The 18,499-nt window shown below is 71.8% G+C and carries 19 protein-coding genes; 6 read left to right on the top strand and 13 right to left on the bottom strand.

Annotated elements, in window-relative coordinates; genetic code table 11:
• Positions 1–91: 91 nt before the first annotated feature.
• The 7 genes from BMW78_RS07315 to BMW78_RS07285 all read right to left on the bottom strand — a co-directional run bounded on the left by BMW78_RS07315 (position 92) and on the right by BMW78_RS07285 (position 7,210).
• Positions 92–661, bottom strand: a complete 570-nt coding sequence (locus BMW78_RS07315) for a GNAT family N-acetyltransferase (RefSeq protein ID WP_091757894.1) — start codon at positions 659–661, stop codon at positions 92–94.
• Between the two features lie 51 nt (positions 662–712).
• Positions 713–2,110: a dihydrolipoyl dehydrogenase gene (lpdA, locus tag BMW78_RS07310; protein ID WP_091757892.1), complete on the bottom strand. Its 1,398-nt coding sequence runs from the start codon at positions 2,108–2,110 to the stop codon at positions 713–715.
• Between the two features lie 71 nt (positions 2,111–2,181).
• Positions 2,182–4,230: a penicillin-binding protein 2 gene (gene mrdA, locus BMW78_RS07305; protein WP_091757890.1), complete on the bottom strand. Its 2,049-nt coding sequence runs from the start codon at positions 4,228–4,230 to the stop codon at positions 2,182–2,184.
• Positions 4,227–4,724, bottom strand: coding sequence for a hypothetical protein (locus BMW78_RS07300; RefSeq protein ID WP_091757888.1), 498 nt, complete (start codon positions 4,722–4,724; stop codon positions 4,227–4,229). Before BMW78_RS07300 ends, mrdA begins: the two co-directional genes overlap by 4 nt.
• Positions 4,721–5,599, bottom strand: coding sequence for a rod shape-determining protein MreC (gene mreC, locus BMW78_RS07295; protein ID WP_177180303.1), 879 nt, complete (start codon positions 5,597–5,599; stop codon positions 4,721–4,723). Before mreC ends, BMW78_RS07300 begins: the two co-directional genes overlap by 4 nt.
• A gap of 4 nt (positions 5,600–5,603) precedes the next feature.
• The gene (gene mreB / locus BMW78_RS07290; RefSeq protein ID WP_091757884.1) at positions 5,604–6,617 is read right to left on the bottom strand and encodes a rod shape-determining protein; all 1,014 of its coding nucleotides are present in this window, start codon (positions 6,615–6,617) and stop codon (positions 5,604–5,606) included.
• 134 nt (positions 6,618–6,751) lie between these two features.
• Complete coding sequence (locus tag BMW78_RS07285) at positions 6,752–7,210, bottom strand: SRPBCC family protein (protein ID WP_091757882.1); 459 nt, start codon at positions 7,208–7,210, stop codon at positions 6,752–6,754.
• 162 nt (positions 7,211–7,372) lie between these two features.
• On the opposite strand from BMW78_RS07285, the gene BMW78_RS07280 reads away from it, so the two are divergent.
• Positions 7,373–8,134 carry an SDR family NAD(P)-dependent oxidoreductase gene (locus BMW78_RS07280; protein WP_091757880.1) on the top strand — a complete coding sequence of 254 codons (762 nt, stop codon included), beginning with the start codon at positions 7,373–7,375 and terminating at the stop codon, positions 8,132–8,134.
• Between the two features lie 117 nt (positions 8,135–8,251).
• Here BMW78_RS07280 and BMW78_RS07275 read toward each other — a convergent pair whose 3' ends face one another.
• The gene (locus BMW78_RS07275) at positions 8,252–9,517 is read right to left on the bottom strand and encodes an MFS transporter (protein ID WP_091757878.1); all 1,266 of its coding nucleotides are present in this window, start codon (positions 9,515–9,517) and stop codon (positions 8,252–8,254) included.
• Between the two features lie 134 nt (positions 9,518–9,651).
• On the opposite strand from BMW78_RS07275, the gene BMW78_RS07270 reads away from it, so the two are divergent.
• Positions 9,652–10,173: a MarR family winged helix-turn-helix transcriptional regulator gene (locus BMW78_RS07270; RefSeq protein WP_091758271.1), complete on the top strand. Its 522-nt coding sequence runs from the start codon at positions 9,652–9,654 to the stop codon at positions 10,171–10,173.
• Positions 10,174–10,294: 121 nt separating this feature from the next.
• On the opposite strand, the gene ndk is transcribed toward BMW78_RS07270, so the two are convergent.
• The 3 genes from ndk to BMW78_RS07255 are packed head-to-tail and all read right to left on the bottom strand — an operon-like array spanning position 10,295 to position 11,414.
• Positions 10,295–10,723 carry a nucleoside-diphosphate kinase gene (gene ndk / locus BMW78_RS07265; RefSeq protein ID WP_091757877.1) on the bottom strand — a complete coding sequence of 143 codons (429 nt, stop codon included), beginning with the start codon at positions 10,721–10,723 and terminating at the stop codon, positions 10,295–10,297.
• Between the two features lie 5 nt (positions 10,724–10,728).
• Positions 10,729–11,145 (bottom strand): DUF4233 domain-containing protein, encoded by a 417-nt coding sequence (locus BMW78_RS07260; RefSeq protein WP_091757875.1) that lies wholly within the window; start codon positions 11,143–11,145, stop codon positions 10,729–10,731.
• Positions 11,142–11,414 carry a hypothetical protein gene (locus BMW78_RS07255; protein WP_091757873.1) on the bottom strand — a complete coding sequence of 91 codons (273 nt, stop codon included), beginning with the start codon at positions 11,412–11,414 and terminating at the stop codon, positions 11,142–11,144. Before BMW78_RS07255 ends, BMW78_RS07260 begins: the two co-directional genes overlap by 4 nt.
• Positions 11,415–11,481: 67 nt before the next feature.
• Between BMW78_RS07255 and BMW78_RS07250 the strand changes: the two genes are divergently transcribed.
• The 4 genes from BMW78_RS07250 to BMW78_RS20755 all read left to right on the top strand — a co-directional run bounded on the left by BMW78_RS07250 (position 11,482) and on the right by BMW78_RS20755 (position 13,649).
• The gene (locus tag BMW78_RS07250; RefSeq protein ID WP_245735713.1) at positions 11,482–12,102 is read left to right on the top strand and encodes a cation efflux transmembrane domain-containing protein; all 621 of its coding nucleotides are present in this window, start codon (positions 11,482–11,484) and stop codon (positions 12,100–12,102) included.
• A complete protein-coding gene (locus tag BMW78_RS07245; protein ID WP_091757869.1) occupies positions 12,102–13,151 on the top strand; it encodes a zinc-dependent alcohol dehydrogenase family protein in 1,050 nt (349 codons plus the stop codon). The genes BMW78_RS07250 and BMW78_RS07245 overlap by 1 nt, the downstream gene beginning before the upstream one ends.
• Before the next feature lie 114 nt (positions 13,152–13,265).
• Complete coding sequence (locus BMW78_RS20760; protein ID WP_174238400.1) at positions 13,266–13,403, top strand: hypothetical protein; 138 nt, start codon at positions 13,266–13,268, stop codon at positions 13,401–13,403.
• Between the two features lie 105 nt (positions 13,404–13,508).
• A complete protein-coding gene (locus BMW78_RS20755; RefSeq protein ID WP_091757866.1) occupies positions 13,509–13,649 on the top strand; it encodes a hypothetical protein in 141 nt (46 codons plus the stop codon).
• Between the two features lie 64 nt (positions 13,650–13,713).
• Here BMW78_RS20755 and BMW78_RS07235 read toward each other — a convergent pair whose 3' ends face one another.
• Together BMW78_RS07235 and ileS are read right to left on the bottom strand one after the other, a co-directional pair.
• Positions 13,714–15,117, bottom strand: coding sequence for a bifunctional folylpolyglutamate synthase/dihydrofolate synthase (locus BMW78_RS07235; protein WP_091757864.1), 1,404 nt, complete (start codon positions 15,115–15,117; stop codon positions 13,714–13,716).
• Positions 15,117–18,395 (bottom strand): isoleucine--tRNA ligase, encoded by a 3,279-nt coding sequence (ileS, locus tag BMW78_RS07230; protein ID WP_091757862.1) that lies wholly within the window; start codon positions 18,393–18,395, stop codon positions 15,117–15,119. Before ileS ends, BMW78_RS07235 begins: the two co-directional genes overlap by 1 nt.
• Between the last annotated feature and the right edge of the window lie 104 nt (positions 18,396–18,499).

Below are 18,499 nucleotides of genomic sequence, written 5' to 3'. Positions count from 1 at the left end.
CGGTTGTCGTGATTCGGCGTCGCCGACGACAACACGTGGCACGGTGCCACTCGTTGCAGTTCTGGGTATGCCGCGCGGTGAGTGGCGCGCGTCAGGGCTGCTGGGCGGGGCGGTACTCGTCGGCGAGGAGGGCGTAGAAGGCCAGGTCGGTCCACTCCCCCTTGAACCAGGACGCCTGCTTGAGCACGCCCTCGCGGCGCATGCCGAGCCGCTCGCACAGGCGCACCGACGGCTCGTTGCGCGGCTCGACCCGGGCCCAGACCCGGTGGACACCGAGCTCCTCGAACGAGACCCGCACCAGGGCCCGGGCGGCCTCGGTGGCATAGCCGTTGCCGGCCACGTCGGGGGCGAAGACCCACCCGATCTCGACCTGCCGGAGGTCGACGCCGTTCGGCCCCGCGAGGTGGATGAGCACGTCGCCGACGACCCTGCCGCCGAGCTCGACCGCGAGGGTCAGTGCCGGCCGGTCGACGTCGAGGCGTCCGGCGCTCGCGCGCTCGGCCACGAGGTCGGCGACCTCGTCCGTGGTCCGCGGGTCGCCGGGGATGAACCGCACCACCTCGGGGACGGAGCGGTACGCGAAGACGTCCGCCTCGTCCCCCGGGCGGAAGCTCCGGAGGACGAGGCGGTCGGTCGTGATGGGAACCCGCACGTGCGGCATACCGGCCTCCGTCAGAGGTGGGTCGTCAGAGGTTGATTCAGAGATTGGTCGTCAGAGGTTGATCATGTGGCCGGCGATCCCCTCGACGGCCTCCTTCATGGCCTCCGACAGCGTCGGGTGGGCGAAGATGTTGCGGGCCACCTCGTCAGCGGTGAGGTCCCACTGCTGCGCCAGCGTGAGCGCCGGCAGCAGCTCGGTGACCTCGGGGCCGATCATGTGCGCGCCGATGATCTCGTTGTGCTTGGCGTCCGCGACGACCTTGACGAAGCCGACGCCCTCGGCCATGCCGCGTGCCTTGCCGTTGGCGGAGAACGGGAACGCCGCGGTCTTCACGTCGTAGCCGCGTTCCTTGGCCTGCTCCTCGGAGTAGCCGAACGACGCGATCTGCGGCTGGCAGAAGGTCGCCCGCGGGATCATGTCGAAGTTGATCTCGATGGTCTCGGCACCGGCGATCGTCTCGGCGGCGACGACCCCCATGGCCTCGGCGGTGTGGGCCAGCATGAGCTTGCCGGTGACGTCACCGATCGCGTAGACGCCGTCGACGTTGGTGCGACCGCGCGCGTCGATCGCGATGGCCCCGCGGTCGGTGGTCTCGACACCGGTGTTCTCCAGGCCGTAGCCCTGCAGCCGGGGCGCGAAGCCGATGGCCTGCAGCACCTTGTCGGCCTCGAGCACCTGCGACTCGCCGCCCTGCGCCGGGGAGACCGTGACGCGCACGTTCGAGCCGGTGTCCTCGATGGCCTCGACCTTGGTCGAGAGCATGACCTTCACGCCGAGCTTCTTGTACTGCTTGAGCAGCTCCTTGGACACGTCGGCGTCCTCGGTCGGCACCATCCGGTCGAGGAACTCCACGATCGTCACGTCGACGCCGAAGTTCTTCATGACGTAGGCGAACTCGACGCCGATCGCGCCGGAGCCGGCGATGATGATCGAGCCCGGCAGCTGGTCGGTGAGGATCTGCTCCTCGTAGGTGACGACGCGCTCGGACAGCGAGGTGCCCGGGATGAGGCGGGTCGTCGCACCGGTGGCGATGATGACGTTGTCGGCGGTCACCGTCTGCGTCTGGCCGTCGGCACCCTTGACCTCGATCGTCTTGGCGTCCTTGAAGGTGCCCCAGCCGTCGATCTCGGTGATCTTGTTCTTCTTCATCAGGTAGTGGACGCCCTTGGCGCTGGCGTCGGCGACCTTGCGGCTGCGCGCGTGGGTGGCGCCGAAGTCCATCGTGGCGTCACCGGAGATGCCGAAGGTGGCCTTCTCGTGCGTGATGATGTGCGCGATCTCGGCGTTGCGCAGCAGCGCCTTCGAGGGGATGCACCCGACGTTGAGGCACACACCTCCCCAGTACTTCTCCTCGATGACCGCCGCCTTCAGCCCCAGCTGCGAGGCGCGGATCGCCGCGACGTACCCACCCGGACCAGCACCGAGCACCACAAGATCGAAGTCAGCCATGGGGGCAGCCTACTGACTGCGTCGTGTGCCGCCCGCGGGCACCTCACCCCCTGGCCACCGTCCGCGTCGCGTCACCGCAGCGTGCGCAGAACCTCGTGGATGCGCCGGGCCGCGGGCGCGGCGGTCTCGCCGCCGGTGCCGCCCTGGGAGACGACCACCGCGACGGCATACCGGGGCTTGTCGGCGGGCGCGTAGGACACGAACCACGACGTGTCCTGGGCGCCGTAGACCTCGGCGGTGCCGGTCTTCCCCGCGACCGGCCACTGCTTCAGCGGGAACCCGGCGAAGGCCCCCTTCGCCGTGCCCTCGGAGACCACGCCGCGCAGCGCGTCGCGCAGGAACGAGAGCACCGCCGGGCTCACGCCCACCGAGCCGTCACGGTGCGGGGCGATGGGCTGCTCCGCTCCCCCGCCGGGATCCGTGAAGGCCTGCGCGACCTGGGGCGTCCACAAGGTGCCGCCGTTGGCGATCGCGGCGTACGCCCGGGCCATCTGCAGCGGGGAGACGGCGATGTCGCCCTGCCCGATCGCGAAGTTCGCCGCGTCGCCGGCCCGGAACTGGAAGCCGGTGCGGCAGTTCTCCTTCGCCAACGACGTCAGGTATGCCGCACGCGGGGCGTCCGTGGCCGCCACCTGGGGGTAGCCGGTGCCGGCGCGCCGGCATGTGTCGGCGCGGGTGTCCTCCCACGTCTGCTGCTTCCAGTCGCGACCGGGGACGCGCCCGGCCTGCTCCCCCGGCAGGTCGACCCCGGTCGGCGCGCCGAGGCCGAACAGCCGGGCGGTGCGCACGAACGGGTCCTGTGCGTCGCCCTTCGCGGCCAGGCCGCCCTGCGCCTGCCACGACCGGTAGGCGAAGTCGTAGAAGATCGTGTCGCACGAGACGACGATCGCCTCGTGCAGCGAGATCGGGCCGTAGGCGCGGGACTCGAAGTTGCGGAAGGCACGGTTGCCGATGCGGTAGCTCGAGGTGCAGTCGTAGGTGCCGCCGAGCCGGTTGCCCGCCGCCACGGCCGCCGGCAGCGAGATCGCCTTGAACGTCGACGCCGGGGCGAAGCCGGCCGACGTCACCCGCGAGACCAGCGGCGTGCCGGCCCTCGCGTCGGTGAGCTTCGCGAGCTCACCCTCGGTGATGCCGCCGGTCCAGACCGTGGGGTCGTATGCCGGGTAGCTGGCCGCGGCGACCACGCCACCGTCGTGCACGTCGAGCACCACCGCCGCTCCCGCGTCGGCCTTCCAGCCGCGGGTGCGGGCCTTCGCGACGGCGTCGGCCAGCGCCTTCTCGGCGGCCTGCTGCACCCGCAGGTCGAGGTGCGTGCGCACGTCACGGCCGGGCACGGGCGCCTGCACCGACAGCGTCCTCGTCACGACGCCGCGCGGGTCGACCGCCACGGTGGTGCGGCCCGGCGTCCCGCGCAGGACGCGGTCGTACTCCTGCTCCAGGCCGGACCGGCCCACGAGGTCGCTGTCGCCGACGAGCCCCTTGCCGGCCGTCACGTCCTCGGCCGTGGCCCGGGCGAGGTAGCCGAGCACGTGGGAGGCATCGGCCCGCTGCCGCTCGGGGTAGTCGCGCACCGGTCGGGCCTGCACGTCGACACCCGGGAACTCGTCACGGCGCTCGAGCAGGCTGAGCGCCCGGACGGGGTCGACCCCGGCTGCCACGACGACGGGCTGGTACGGCGAGCCGCTCGAGCAGACCGGCGGCGGGGGTGCCCCCGGTGACCCGCAGTCGCGGGTGCGGCCCCACAGCTCGTCGAAGGGACGGCCCAGCTCACGAGCGACCTTGCGCACCAAGGCCTCTCCGTGGTCGGCGGCCTCGACGAGCACCTTGCGGTCGAGGGTGACGACCGCCTCCGACGTGTTGTCGACGAGGGGAATGCCGTTGCGGTCGAGGATGCGGCCCCGCACCGCGGGCTCGGTGACCACCCGGGTGTTGACCGTCTCGGCGGCTGCGACGTAGTCGTCGTGCTCGGTGAGCTGCACCTGGCCGAGCCGGCCGAGGAGCGTGCCCATCAGTGAGAGCACGACGAGGCCGAACACCCAGACCCGGGCGGTGACGTCGCGCCTGCCGCCTCTGGCGGTGACGTCGCGCCTGCTGCCGCGGGCGGTGACGTCGCGTCTCATGCGAGGTGACGCCGCACGAGGGCGTGCTCGGCGCGGATGAGCAGCGGCACGACGACCAGTGACAGTCCGACCGTCAGAACCCACTGCACGGCGGTCGCGGAGAGGTTGACGGGCTCTGAGCCGGCCAGGCCGAGCAGCACCCGGCCCAGTGCGGGTACGGCCGACGCGGCGAAGACGACCAGGGCGAGCCAGCCCACCGCCACCTCGCCCTCGCGGCGCCCGGCTCCCGCGACGAGACCGACCGCGGCATACAGCAGGGCCGCCGACCCGAGCACCGGCGAGCCGGGGGGCATGAGGTCGACCACCCACCCGGCCCCGAGCCCCAGGAGCGCACCGCGCGACGGTCCGCTGAGCAGCGCGCCGGCCACGACGACGGGGAGGACGAGGTCGGGCAGCGGGCCGGGCACCCGCGCGCCGAGCACGACGGCGACGAGGGCGGCGACCACCACGGCGAGCGCGCGCAGCAGCCGCAACGGCGAGAGCACCCCCGTCACCGGGCCGTCCCCTCGACCGCTGTGCGAGGAGTCGTCCGGGGAGCCGTGAGCAGCACCCCGACCACGTCGAGCCGCGTGACGTCGACCGAGGGCTGCACCGCCGCCGTCGGGGCGAACCGCCCACCGCCCGGGTCGACGCTGCTCACCCGGCCCACCGGGACTCCGGCCACGAACGGCCGCCCACCGGTGCTGCCCATGGTCGTGACGGCGTCGCCGACCGCGACCGACCCGCGTTGCACCAGCTGGAGGTCGAGCTGCCCGGCGGGGCGTGGCCGCACGCCGGAGGCTCCGGTCATTCCGGTCGCCCCCGTATCCCCGGTCGCCCCGGTCGCCCCGGTCAGGGAGCCGAGGGTGCCGGCGCTGCCCACCCGCACGCCCACGGCGAGGTCGGCGCTGCCCACCAAGAGCACGTCCGAGGTCCACGGTCCCGTGGCGACGACTCTGCCGACGAGGCCATCGGCGTTCACGACGGTGCGGTCCGCGGTGACGCCGTCGCGGGACCCGACATCGATGGTGACCCGCTCCGGACCGGCTGCACCCTGGGAGCCGACGGCCACGACGCGAGCGGGCACCAGCCGGGCACCGGTCGCCCCCGGCGAGTCGAGCAGCGCGCGGAGCTGGCGCGCCTCCTCGGTCGTCCGGGCGTCCACCGCGGCGTCGTACCCCAACCGGGTCCGGGCGGCTCGGGAGTCGGAGGCCGCCAGGGCGGCACCACCGCCACGACCGGCGACTCGTTCGAGCGGGCCGAGCACGGTGGCCCCGAGGGCACGGACCCGGTCGGTGGCGGACCAGCCCGAGACGTCGGCCACCACCACGACGAGGGTGGCCGCCAGGAGGGCGACGAGGAGCCGACGGCGGGAGGGGCGACGACGCATCGGCTCAGAAACGGCGGCTGTCGATGAGCACGCGCTCGAGGGTGGCGAACTCCTCGACACAGCGGCCCGAGCCGAGCACCACCGACCGGAGCGGGTCATCGGCCACCCTCACCGGGACACCGAGCTCGTGCCGCATCCGCTCGTCGAGGCCGCGCAGCAGGGCACCGCCGCCCGTGAGGGTGATGCCCCCGTCGAGCACGTCGCCGGCCAGCTCGGGCGGACACACGTCGAGCACCGCGCGCACCAGCTCGACGATCTGCAGCACCGGCCCCTCGACCGCGCGCCGGACCTCCTGGCTCGAGACGGTCACGGTCTTGGGCAGGCCGGTCACGAGGTCGCGCCCCCGGACGCGCGTGCTGGTCTCCTGGCGCAGCGGGAACGCCGAGCCCGCCTGCACCTTGATGTCCTCGGCGCTGCGCTCCCCCAGCAGCAGGGAGTACTCGCTCTTGACGTGCGCGATGATCGCCTCGTCGATCTCGTCACCGCCGATGCGCAGCGAGCGCGAGGTGACGATGCCGCCCAGGCTGATCACCGCGACGTCGCTGGTCCCGCCACCGATGTCGACCACCATCGACGCGGCGGTCTCGTTGACCGCCAGGCCGGCCCCGATGGCCGCGGCCATGGGCTCCTCGATGACGTAGACGCGGCGCGCGCCCGAGCGGACCGCGGCGTCCTCCAGGGCCCGCCGCTCCACCCCGGTCACCTCGCTCGGCACGCAGACCACCATGCGAGGACGCACCAGGCGAGACGGCCGCACCTGGTCGACGAAGTACCGCAGCATCCGCTCGGTGACGTCGGCGTCGGAGATGACGCCGTCGCTGAGCGGTCGTATGGCGTGGACGTGGCCGGGGGTGCGCCCCAGCATCTCCTTGGCGCGGGTGCCGGCGGCGAGCAGCCGCGAGGTGCCGGCCTCCACCGCCACGACCGACGGCTCGTCGAGCACGACGCCACGGCCCTTCTCGTAGATGAGGGTGTTGGCGGTGCCGAGGTCGATCGCCAGGTCGCGCCCCAGCGTCATCCAGCCCCGTCCCCCGCTCACGCGAGCGATGCTACGGCCGCCCGACACGGCCGGACGGGAGCCGCGAGGTCGTGTCGCGGCTCCCGCCCGGGTCCGTGGGGTCGCAGGGGCGCCAGGCCCCTCGACCGGTGGGGTCAGCCCTCGCGCGGCACCTCGCCGCGCCAGGCGCCGGTGGGGTGCGGCTGCGACTCCACCAGCTCCTTGAAGCGCTCGAGGTCCTTCTTCACCTTCCGCTCGACGACACCGAGCTTGTCGCCCACGGTCTCGACGAGCCCTTCGGGCTCCATGTCGAGCTGCAGGTCGACCCGAGTGTGCTCCATGTCGAGCTTGTGGAAGTCGACGACGCCGGCGTGCTTCGTCTCGCCGTCGGCCTTCCAGGCGATCCGGGTGTCGGGCACCTGCTCGGTGATCGTGGCGTCGAACTCGCGCTCGACACCGGCGATCTTCACCTTCCAGTGCAGGTGGCGGTCACCGACCTGGGTGACCTCCTCGACGCCGTCCATGAACTTCGGGAAGTCCTCGAACTGCGTCCACTGGTTGTAGGCGGCGGTCACGTAGGTCTTGACGTCCACAGAGCTCTTGGCAGTGGTCATTGGGTCTCCTCCTGACGTGGTTCGTTCGGTCCCAGCACGCTAACCGGACCGGCGCGAAAGCACGCGGCGAGCGAGGGGACGTTGGTCTCTGGGGCGCGTGTTTACCCCGCTGGCACGCTGCAGGTGGACCACCGCGGGGGTGGCCCCACCGAAGGAGGGACCGTGAGCGACAGACTCGACGGACGCGTCGCCATCGTGACGGGTGCGGCATCGGGCATCGGCAGGGCCATCGCGTTGCGCATGGCGGCCGAGGGTGCGGTCGTCATCGCCGCCGACCGCAACGTGGAGCGGCTGGAGGGGCTCAAGGGAGAGGACACCATGCCGGGCCAGGTGGTCCACGTGGCCGGCGACCTCACCACCACCGACGGCATCGATGCCGTCGTCATGGCGGCCGGTGCGCACGGCGGCGCCGACATCCTCGTCAACAACGCCGGCGTCATGGACTGGTTCCTCCCCGCGGGCGACGTCGACGACGCGACGTGGGAGACGGTCATGGCCGTCAACGTGACCGCGCCGATGAGGCTCATGCGGGCGGTCCTGCCCGGCATGCTCGCCCAGGGCCGGGGTGCGATCGTCAACGTCGCCTCGGTCGCAGGGATCACCGGTGCCGCAGCCGGGTTGGCCTACACCGCCTCCAAGCACGCCCTGGTCGGCATGACCCGCAACACCGCCTACTTCTACGGGCCGCAGGGCGTGCGGACCAACGTAGTCTGCCCCGGCGGCGTGGAGACGCACATCGCCGAGGGGGGCGCGGTGCCACGGCTGCCGTGGACCTACGAACGGCTGCAGGCCAACTTCGGCCGGGCCCAGCGGACCGCGCAGCCCGACGAGATCGCCTCGCTGGTGCTCTGGCTGGCCGGCGACGAGGCGGTCAACGTCAACGGCGCCGTCATCGCCAGCGACGGAGGCTGGTCCGCCGCCTGACCGGCGGCCGGCGCGGGGCCCGGTCAGGCACCTGACGCCCGTCTCCCGGGCGACCACGGGTATGCCGTGGGCGCACCGTGGCGGCGCACCCGCGGCATACCCGTGCTGTCGCCGGGGTCAGGCCGCCAGTGCGGCTTCCACGGGGGTGGTGACCGCTGGGGCCGGGGCCGGCTGGGCGCCCAGGACGCGGCGGAGGCGCCACGCCGCGAACAGGGCGAGGCCGCTGATGACGACGTGCAGGCCGACGAAGACGCTGCCGAGCCCGGCACCGAGCACCACCCCCGCAACGAGCGGGCCCACGGCGGAGAACCCGGTCTGCAGGGCCGTGAAGATGCCGAGGGTGGTGCCGACCATGCCCTGCGGCGCCAGGCTCGCGGTGAGCGGGTTGAGCACCGGCGCGTACATCGTCTCGCCCACGGCGAACACGCCGAACGTGGTCACGAAGAGGGCGGCCGCCAGACCGGGCGCCTGGGAGGCGAGGGCCAGCAGCACCCACGAGAACGTCCAGATCGCGGCGACGACGATGAGCAGGGCGGGGGCGCTCCGCTTCGCGGTGAGGCGCACGACGACCATCTGCAGGGCGATGATGACGACGCAGTTGACGGCGGCAGCAAGGCCGATGGTGGTCTCGTGCACCGACAGCACGGTGAGCGCGTAGGCCGGCAGGCCCGATTCGAACTGGGCGTAGAAGCCGAGCGCGAGGGTGACGGTGACCAGCGCGGTCCAGCGCAGGGCCGGGTTGGCCCAGATCAGGCGGAGCGCGTCGCGGGTGGCGACCTTGCCGGAGGCCTGCGCCGGGTCGGCGGCGACGTCGGCGTGGGCGGGGGCCGGAGCACCTCGGCCGGCGAGGAGGATCAGCAGCGCGGAGACGACGAACCCGGCAGCGGCGGTCGTGAAGGCGGGCCACATGCCGGTCGGGCGGTCGAGGTCGACCACGTAGCCGGCCACGAAGGCACCGACGGCCATGCCCAGCGCCTGCCCGGTGAACTGCCAGGCGAAGACCCGGCGCCGGTCGTCACCCCCGCCGACCCAGCGCAGGACCAGCACGGTCTGGGCCGGGTTCGCGGCGGTGATGCCGACGCCGAAGACGAACATTCCCAGGAGGAACGCGCCCGGCGACCCGGCCACGACCAGCGACGCCGCCCCCGCCGCTGCCACCAGCTTGGCGCCGACGGCCACGGCCACCGGCGAGAGCCGGTCGGCCAGGCGCCCACCGACCGGGGCGGCCAAGAGGGCGCCGACGGAGAACAGGCTGGCCGCCGCGGCGGCGGCGAGGCTCCCCCACCCACGGGTGTTGGCGGCGTAGGCGTACTGGTAGGGCAGGACGGTGCCCCAGCCGAGCATGGCGACGGCGGAGGCGAGGATGAGCAGACGGGCGCGCACGGGTATCGGTCGTTTCGTAGCTAGTTGAATAGTTAAGACTTCGAGACGCATCATCTCGATGTCGAGGACTTCGATGCATAAGACTTCGATATCGAAGTTCGACTTCGAAATAGTAGCATGACAGGATGGTCGGCATGGCAGCCAGGAAGACGGCCTCTCAGTCGGCCCAGCGGCAGTACCAGGCGGCGGTGCGCGCCTACGTCGCGGCCGGTGGCGACGAGTCCGTTCAGCGGGTCATCACGGCGGTCTACGGGCTGACCCGCAAGCTCGACAAGTGGTACGGACGGCAGCTGGCCGACCTCGGCCTGAGCCACGGCGAGTGGGCCGTGCTCGCGCACCTCGCCAAGTCCGGCGACTCCCCCGTCACCCCGAGCCAGCTCGCCGACATCGCCAACTGCGCCGCCTCCTCCATGACGCACCGGCTCGACCGGATGGCTGAGCGGGGCTGGGTGCGCCGCGAGCCCGACCCGGCGAACCGCACGCGAGTGCTGGTGACCCTCGACACCGCCGGCTGGGAGCTGTTCACCGCGGCCGTGCGCGAGGCCGACGTCGTCGAGTCCGACACCCTCGCGGGGCTCACCACGGCGCAGCGCGAGACCCTCGCCTCGCTGCTCGAGGTCGTCATCGGCAGCCTCGACGACCTCGAGACCGCCTGACCTCCGTCCGACCCGACCTGCGCGGCCGAGTCCCGCCCGAGCTCGTATACGCAGAGCCGCCCACCGGCCCCCTGACGGGGCGGGTGGGCGGCTCTGCGGATACGGAGTCGGAGGACTCAGGTCAGAGCTTGGGGAACCAGATCGCGATCTCGCGGGCTGCCGACTCCGGCGAGTCCGAGCCGTGCACGATGTTCTCCTGCACCTTGCGGCCCCAGTCGCGGCCGAGGTCGCCACGGATGGTGCCGGGGAGCGCGGCGGTGGGGTCGGTGGCGCCGGCGAGGGCCCGGAAGCCCTCGATGCAGCGGTTGCCCTCGATGACGACGGCGGCGACGTGCCCGCTGGACATGAAGTCGACGAGCGGCTCGTAGAAGGGCTTGCCCTCGTGCTCGGCGTAGTGCTCGGCGAGCATCTCGCGGGTGGGAGTCAGCACGTCGAGCGCGACCAGGGTGTAGCCCTTGGCCTCGATGCGGCGGAGCACCTCACCGGTGAGGCCGCGGGAGAACCCGTCGGGCTTGACGAGGACCAGGGAGCGTTCAGTCTGCGCAGTCACGGCGGTCAGCCTACCGACGGCGGACGCGCCGACTCCTCACGGGCCTGCGCCTCCCGCTGCGCCTGCAGGGCGTCGATCTTCGCCCCCTGCAGCATGCAGAGCACCCAGAGGGCCAGGAAGATCAGGCCCACGAGGAGCATCGCCGGCACCACCAGCGCGCTCAGCAGCGTCAAGGCCTGCACGACCCAGCCGAGCGTGACGCCCCACGGGCGCCGCATGAGGCCGGCCCCCACGACGCAGAGCACGGCGAGGGCCGAGCCGGTGGCGAGCCACGCGCCACCACGGTCGTCGCCGCCCGCGGAGGCCATGGCACGGGCGACCAGGGCACCGAAGAACACGATCACCGACTCACCGGCGAGCACGGTGGCGAGCATCCGCCAGCTGAACTTGCCCAGCGGGCCGTAGAAGGTCAGGCGGTTCACGGCTTGCGCTGCCAGCTGCGGACGTCGATCGCCTGCTTCGCCTGCGCCACCGAGGCGCTCGTCGCGTCTCGGTAGATCTTGATGGCGTTGATGGTCTTGCCCTCGCTGATGGCGTGGTCGATCGACGCCTGCACCCCCGGGGGGAGGTCGCTGACCGGCACCGGCGGCATCGGGTCCTCGGGCACCTGGCGGTCGCGGAACTTCGTCACCAGCCAGAAGACCAGCACGACCAGCGCCAGCACCAGGAGAAGCTTCGTGAAGGGGTGCATGCCCCAACCGTATGCCGTGCGCGCACCTTCCCGTGCCACCCACCTCGCTGCCTGCTTCGATGGACCCGTGCCCGACACCGTCATCACCACCCGCCAGCTCCGCCGCACGGTGCTGCTCGTGGCGGCCCTGAACTTCGCCTACTTCTTCGTCGAGGTCGGCGTGGCCCTCGCGATCGGGTCGGTCTCCCTGTTCGCCGACAGCGTGGACTTCCTCGAGGACACCGCCATCAACCTGCTCATCGCCTTCGCCCTCGGGCTGAGCGCCCACCGCCGGGCCGTGGCCGGCAAGGCGATGGCCCTCATCATCCTGGTGCCGGCGGTGGCGGCGCTGTGGCAGGCGGTGGCCAAGTTCGGTGACCCCAGCCCGCCCGACCCGCTGTCGCTGGCGCTCACCGCCGGCGGAGCCATCGTGGTCAACACGGTCTGCGCCGTGCTGCTCGCCCGGATGCGGGCGCACGGCAGCAGCATGTCGCACGCAGCATACCTGGCCGCCCGCAACGACGTCATCGCCAACGCTCTGATCATCGTCGTCGCCGGCATCACGGTGTGGACGCTGTCGGGCTGGCCCGACATCGTGCTCGGCCTGGTCATCGTGGGGCTCAACGCCACCGCGGCCAAGGAGGTCTGGGAGGTCGCCGAGGAGGAACGGCTGGCCGCCAAGGCCCTGGCCGGGGAGGACATCGACTGATGCGAGCCGTCGTCTACCCGGGTCACGGGGTGCTGCCGGAGGTGGCGGAGGTGCCCCCGCCTCCCTGTCCCGACGACGGCGTCGTGGTCGCCGTTCGCGCCACCGGGGTGTGCCGCTCCGACTGGCACGCCTGGAAGGGGCACGACCCCGTGCCGCTCCCCCACGTGCCCGGCCACGAGCTGGCCGGTGTGGTGGCTGAGCTCGGGCCCGACGTGCGCCGGTGGTCCGTGGGTGACCGCGTCACGGTGCCGTTCGTCTGCGGCTGTGGCCGGTGCGCGTGGTGCGCCGCCGGCGAGGCCCAGGTGTGCCCGCAGCAGACGCAGCCCGGGTTCACCGGTCCGGGGTCGTTCGCCGAGCTGGTGGCCCTGCACGCGGCCGACCTCAACCTGGTGCGCCTGCCGGACGCCGTGGACTTCGTGACCGCCGCCTCGCTGGGCTGCCGCTTCGCCACGGCCTTCCGGGCGCTCACCGCACACGGGCGAGTGGAGCCGGGATCCTGGCTGGCCGTGCACGGCTGCGGCGGGGTCGGCCTGTCGGCGGTCATGGTCGGTGCGGCGCTGGGCGCCCGGGTCGTCGCCGTCGACGTCTCCCCCGCCGCGCTGGAGCGTGCGCGCGAGGTGGGGGCGGAGGTTCTGCTCGACGCCCGTGACCCCGGTGCGGGTAGCGACGTGGCCGGACGGGTGCGCGACGTGACCGGTGGAGGCGCTCACGTCTCCCTCGACGCCCTGGGCTCGCCGGCGACGGCGGTGGCCTCGGTGCTGAGCCTGCGCCGGCGCGGGCGCCACGTGCAGGTGGGGTTGCTGCTCGGCGAGGCGTCCACGCCCCCGCTGCCGATGGACCGCGTCGTGGCGCAGGAGCTCGAGGTCTACGGCTCACACGGCATGGCGGCGCACGAGTACCCCGCCATGCTCGCGATGATCGAGGACGGCACGCTGCGGCCCGAGCTGCTCGTCGGCGAGGTCATCGACCTCGAGGCGGCCGGCGCGGCCCTCGCGGCGATGGACCGGCCTCGCGCCGGCTCCGGCATGACGGTGGTGAGCCTGCCCTAGCCTGGCCTGAGCCGCTGGTCGGGACCGGGCCCTTGGGACCATGTCGCGCCGCCGCCTTCCGGCGTACCGTCGAGCGTGAGGAGCGGAAGCACCTCACTCGGGAAGGCGGGAACCATGGGCACGAAGTCCAAGCCCACGCACGCGGCGAAGAAGCCGGGCAAGTCCATCAAGCAGCGGCGAGCCGAGAAGCACGCCAAGGCCGAGTACCAGGCCACCCACCTCGACATCCACGAGATGGCCAAGCGGCACTGACCCGCCGCGTTGGCGCCCGTGCCGGTCCTGCTCGCAAGGCGGGTTGGCCTTGGGGCGTACCGTCAGGACGTGAGGCCATCCGTGCCTCCACCCCAAGGAGCAGCCATGAGTGACAAGTCGCCGCGATCGCACATGTCCAAGAAGGCGAGCAAGTCCATCAAGGAGAAGCGAGCCGACAAGCAAGCCCGGACCGACGGCAAGGCAGCGCACCACCTCGACATCCACGACATCGGCAAGAAGGGCTGAGCCGCGGTGAGAAGGGGCTGAGTCGGGGCGGTCACGACTGTCGCCCCCCCGGCTCACCCCCGACTCAGACCTCGGTGGTGCCGAGCAGCATGCGCACCTCGGCCGCGGTGGTCACCGACCCCGTGGCGAGCACGCCGCCGGCGACACCGCCCTCGTCGGCCATCCCGGCCGCGACGTCGAGCGCGTCCGGCAGCTCCCGGACCACGGTGACCCGGTCCTCGCCGAAGATGTCGACGGCCAGCTCACCGAGCTCCTCGGGCCGCATCGCCCTGGCAGAGGTCGTCGACGTGACGACGACGTGGTCGAGCACCGGCTCGAGCACCTCGAGCATCTCGGTGGCCGGCTTGTCCTTGAGGATCGCGACCACCCCGATCAGCCGGGCGAAGTTGAACGAGTCCTCGAGGGCGTCCCGCAGGGCCAGCGCCCCGGCCGTGTTGTGGGCGGCGTCGACCAGCACGGTGGGCGACCGGCGCACGATCTCCAGGCGGCCGGGTGACGCCACCGACGCGAGCCCCGCGCGCACGATGTCGGGGTCGAGCCGCTGCTCTCCCCCACCGAGGAACGCCTCGACGGCGGCCAGGGCCAGCACGGTGTTGTGGGCCTGGTGCGCGCCGTGGAGCGGCAGGAACAGGTCGGTGTAGTCACCGCCCAGGCCGCGCACCGAGATCTGCTGGCCACCGACCCCGACCTCGCGCTCGAGCAGGCCGAAGTCGTTGCCCTCGAACGTGATCCGCGCACCCACGTCGTGGGCGCGGTCGAGGAGGACCTGGGTGACCTCGGGCTCCTGCACAGCAACCACGGCGACCGCGTCGGCCTTGATGATCCCGGCCTTCTCGCCGGCGATCTCCTCGAGTGTGTTGCCGAGGAAGTGCTGGTGGTCCATGGACACCGGCGTCACGACGGCGACCGAGCCGTCGGCGACGTTGGTGGCGTCCCAGCCACCGCCCATGCCGACCTCCACGATGGCGACGTCCACGGGTGCGTCGGCGAACGCGGCATACGCCACCGCCACCAGCACCTCGAAGAACGTCATGCGCGGACCGCCCTCGGCGACCGACTTCTCGTCGATCATCTCGATGAAGGGCAGCACCTCGTCGTAGGCGGCGAGGAACCTCTCCTCGGAGATGGGCTCACCCGACAGGGCGATCCGCTCGCGCACCGTGTGCAGGTGCGGCGAGGTGAAGCGCCCGGTGCGCAGGCCCATCTCGCGCAGCAGCGACTCGATGATGCGGGTCGTCGACGTCTTGCCGTTGGTGCCGGTGAGGTGGATGACCGGGTAGGTGCGCTGCGGGTCGCCGAGCAGCTCCATGACCGCGGCGATCCGGTCGAGGCTGGGCTCGAGGTCGTGCTCGGGCGCACGGCCGAGGATGGCCTCCTCGGCCAGCCGCATCCGCCGCATGACCTCGAGCTTGTGCGCCGCCTCCTGCTGGGCGGCGTCCGGACGGCCGGAGCGGTTCACGCCGGCCATCAGAGCTTCATCACCTTGATGCGCACCGGCTGGCCGTCACCGACCGTGGTCTCGACCACGTCCCCACGCTGCGGCAGGGCCTCGAGCTGAGGCGCCGAGCCGAACTGCGACGCCAGCGTCTCCTCCACGATCAGGGACTGGTGTGCCACGGTCGCCTCCCACACGTCCTGCGAACCGGTCACGGTCAGGCTGATCCGGTCGCTCACCTCCAGGCCGGCGTCGCGCCGGGCCTGCTGCACCGCGCGCACGACGTCGCGCGCGAGGCCCTCCTGGGCCAGCTCCGGCGTCACCTCGGTGTCGAGCACGACGAACCCGCCGCTGGGCAGCATGGCCGTGGCGCGGGACCCGCCGGCCGCCGACTGGTCGACGACCGTCTCGAGCGTGTACTCGCCCTCCTGCAGCGCAAGCCCGCCGGAGGTCACCGTGCCGTCCTCGGCGACGGACCAGTCACCGCTCTTGCTGCCCTTGATCGCCTGCTGCACGTCGCGGCCGAGCCGCGGGCCCGCCGCGCGGGCGTTGACGGTGAGCTTCTGCGAGACGCCGAAGTCGGCCTGGCTGGCCTCGGACACGTCGCGCAGGGTGACGGTGCGCACGTTGACCTCGTCGGCGACGATCGCGCCGAAGGCCTTGAGCGACAGGGCATCCGGCACGACGACGGTGAGGTCGCGCAGCGGCAGCCGCACCCGCAGGCCGTTGGCCTTGCGCAGCGAGGAGGCCGTCGAGCAGACCTCGCGCGCGGTGTCCATGGCGGCCACCAGCGCGTGGTCGGCCGGCAGGTCGCTCGCCTCGGGCCAGTCGGTGAGGTGCACCGAGCGGCCGCCGGTCAGCCCGCGCCAGATCTCCTCGGTGGTCAGCGGAAGCAGCGGGCCCGCCACCCGGCACACGACCTCGAGCGCCGTGTACAGCGTGTCGAAGGCCGCCGCGGAGACCGAGGAGTCCGCACCCGCGGTGTCCCAGAACCGGTCCCGGCTGCGCCGGATGTACCAGTTCGTGAGGACGTCGAGGAAGGAGCGCGTCGAGTCACAGGCGCCGGCGATGTCGTAGACGTCGAGCTGGGCCTGCGCCTGCTCGACGAACTCGCGCAGCTTGGCCAGCAGGTAGCGGTCGAGCACGTCGGTGGACGCCGTCGACCACTTCGCCTCGTAGCCCTTCCCGCCGTTCGCCGCGTTGGCGTAGAGGCTGAAGAAGTACCAGGAGTTCCACAGCGGGATGAGCACCTGGCGCACGCCGTCGCGGATGCCCTGCTCGGTGACGACGAGGTTGCCGCCGCGCAGGATCGGCGAGGACATGAGGAACCACCGCATGGCGTCGGCCCCGTCGCGGTCGAACACCTCGCGCACGTCCGGGTAGTTGCGCAGCGACTTGCTCATCTTCTGCCCGTCGGAGCCGAGCACGATGCCGTGGCTGATGCACGAGCTGAACGCCGGGCGGTCGAAGATCGCGCTGGCGAGGATGTGCAGCGTGTAGAACCAGCCGCGGGTCTGGCCGATGTACTCGACGATGAAGTCGCCCGGGAAGTGGTGCTCGAACCACTCGGCGTTCTCGAACGGGTAGTGCACCTGCGCGAACGACATCGAGCCCGAGTCGAACCAGACGTCGAGCACGTCCTCGACCCGGCGCATGGTCGACTGCCCGGTCGGGTCGTCGGGGTTCGGCCGGGTCAGCCGGTCGATGAACGGCCGGTGCAGGTCGGTCACCTCGACGCCGAAGTCGCGCTCGAGCTCCTCGAAGGAGCCGTAGACGTCGACCCGCGGGTAGTGCGGGTTGTCCGACTTCCACACGGGAATCGGGCTGCCCCAGAAGCGGTTTCGCGAGATGGACCAGTCACGGGCGTTCTCGAGCCACTTGCCGAACTGGCCGTCCTTGACGTGCTCGGGCACCCAGGTGATCTGGTCGTTGAGCTCGAGCATGCGGTCCTTGAACTTCGTCACCTCGACGAACCAGGACGACACGGCCATGTAGATCAGGGGCTGCCGGCAGCGCCAGCAGTGCGGGTACGAGTGGTCGTAGGTCTCGCGGCGCACCAGCACCGTGCCAGGGGTGACGGCGCCGTGGTGGTCGCCGTCTCCGCGCGTCGCCGCCTTGAGGTGGTCGATGATCAGCGGGTTGGCGTCGAAGACGTGCAGGCCCTCGTAGTCGATCACCGGGAAGGTGAACGCGCCGTTCGGCCCGACGGGCACCACGGTCTCCACACCGGCGGCGTCGAGCGTCGCCTTGTCGTCCTCACCGAAGCCGGGCGACATGTGCACGATGCCGGTGCCTTCCTCGGTGGTGACGAAGTCGGCGCCGAGGACCTGGTGGGCGTTCTTGTGGCCCTGGTAGTACGAGAACGGCGGCGTGTAGGAGCGGCCCACGAGGTCGCGGCCCTTCAACCGCTCCACGACGCGGGCCTCGAGGCTCTCGGGGTCGTCGCCGCCCAGCTCACGCCGGTATGCCGCGAGGCGCGCCTCCGCGAGCACGTACCGCTCGGTGGTGCCGGTGAGGTCGGACTCCACCACGACGTAGTCCACGTCGGGCCCGACGGCGATGCCCATGTTCGAGGGCAGCGTCCAGGGCGTGGTGGTCCAGATCAGCGCCAGCTCACCGGTCTCGAGCCGGAAGCCGACCGTCACCGCCGGGTCCTGGCGGTTCTTGTAGACGTCGTCGTCCATGCGCAGCTCGTGGTTCGACAGCGGTGTCTGGTCGTTCCAGCAGTAGGGCAGGATGCGGAAGCCCTCGTAGACCAGCCCCTTGTCGTAGAGCTGCTTGAACGCCCAGATGACGCTCTCCATGTACTGCGGGTTGAGCGTCTTGTAGTCGTTGTCGAAGTCGACCCAGCGCGCCTGCCGGGTGACGTACTCACGCCACTCGTCGGTGTACTTCAGCACCGAGCTGCGGCACTTGGCGTTGAACTCCTCGATCCCGAGCTCGAGGATCTCCTCCTTGGTCTTGATGCCGAGCTGGCTCATCGCCTCGAGCTCGGCGGGCAGGCCGTGGGTGTCCCAGCCGAAGCGACGCTCGACCCGCTTGCCGCGCATGGTCTGGTAGCGCGGCACGACGTCCTTGACGTAGCCGGTGAGCAGGTGCCCGTAGTGCGGCAGGCCGTTGGCGAAGGGCGGGCCGTCGTAGAAGACGAACTCGTTCTCGCCGTTCTCGCCCATCTCGCGGTTCGCGACGGAGGCCTGGAAGGTGCCGTCCTCGTCCCAGTACCGGAGGATGCGCTCCTCGATCTCCGGGAACCTCGGGCTCGCGGGCACGCTCGTGCTGGTCGGGTCGCTGGAGACCTTCGGGTAGGTCATCGTCGGCAAGTCCTTCGTCGCTCGTGTGCTTCGACTTCCCACGAGGACGACGTCGCCGGGTCCTTCCCCGGCGGCACCGCGGTACCACCTCGCTTGCCGCGTGC

Source organism: Pedococcus cremeus (assembly GCF_900111375.1).
GTDB lineage: Bacteria > Actinomycetota > Actinomycetes > Actinomycetales > Dermatophilaceae > Pedococcus_A > Pedococcus_A cremeus.
The sequence above is the reverse complement of the archived record's forward strand: the minus strand, read 5'-3'. Positions and strand labels throughout refer to the sequence as shown.

Excerpts from the sequence above, each read along its gene's own strand:
- lpdA (WP_091757892.1), bottom strand. The coding sequence starts at position 2,110 with ATGGCTGACTTCGATCTTGTGGTGCTCGGTGCTGGTCCGGGTGGGTAC.
- mrdA (WP_091757890.1), bottom strand. The coding sequence starts at position 4,230 with ATGAGACGCGACGTCACCGCCCGCGGCAGCAGGCGCGACGTCACCGCC.
- BMW78_RS07270 (WP_091758271.1), top strand. The coding sequence starts at position 9,652 with ATGGCAGCCAGGAAGACGGCCTCTCAGTCGGCCCAGCGGCAGTACCAG.
- mreB (WP_091757884.1), bottom strand. The coding sequence starts at position 6,617 with ATGACGCTGGGGCGCGACCTGGCGATCGACCTCGGCACCGCCAACACC.
- BMW78_RS20755 (WP_091757866.1), top strand. The coding sequence starts at position 13,509 with ATGAGTGACAAGTCGCCGCGATCGCACATGTCCAAGAAGGCGAGCAAG.
- BMW78_RS07245 (WP_091757869.1), top strand. The coding sequence starts at position 12,102 with ATGCGAGCCGTCGTCTACCCGGGTCACGGGGTGCTGCCGGAGGTGGCG.
- mreC (WP_177180303.1), bottom strand. The coding sequence starts at position 5,599 with ATGCGTCGTCGCCCCTCCCGCCGTCGGCTCCTCGTCGCCCTCCTGGCG.
- BMW78_RS07255 (WP_091757873.1), bottom strand. The coding sequence starts at position 11,414 with ATGCACCCCTTCACGAAGCTTCTCCTGGTGCTGGCGCTGGTCGTGCTG.
- BMW78_RS07315 (WP_091757894.1), bottom strand. The coding sequence starts at position 661 with ATGCCGCACGTGCGGGTTCCCATCACGACCGACCGCCTCGTCCTCCGG.
- BMW78_RS20760 (WP_174238400.1), top strand. The coding sequence starts at position 13,266 with ATGGGCACGAAGTCCAAGCCCACGCACGCGGCGAAGAAGCCGGGCAAG.
- ileS (WP_091757862.1), bottom strand. The coding sequence starts at position 18,395 with ATGACCTACCCGAAGGTCTCCAGCGACCCGACCAGCACGAGCGTGCCC.
- BMW78_RS07285 (WP_091757882.1), bottom strand. The coding sequence starts at position 7,210 with ATGACCACTGCCAAGAGCTCTGTGGACGTCAAGACCTACGTGACCGCC.
- BMW78_RS07235 (WP_091757864.1), bottom strand. The coding sequence starts at position 15,117 with ATGGCCGGCGTGAACCGCTCCGGCCGTCCGGACGCCGCCCAGCAGGAG.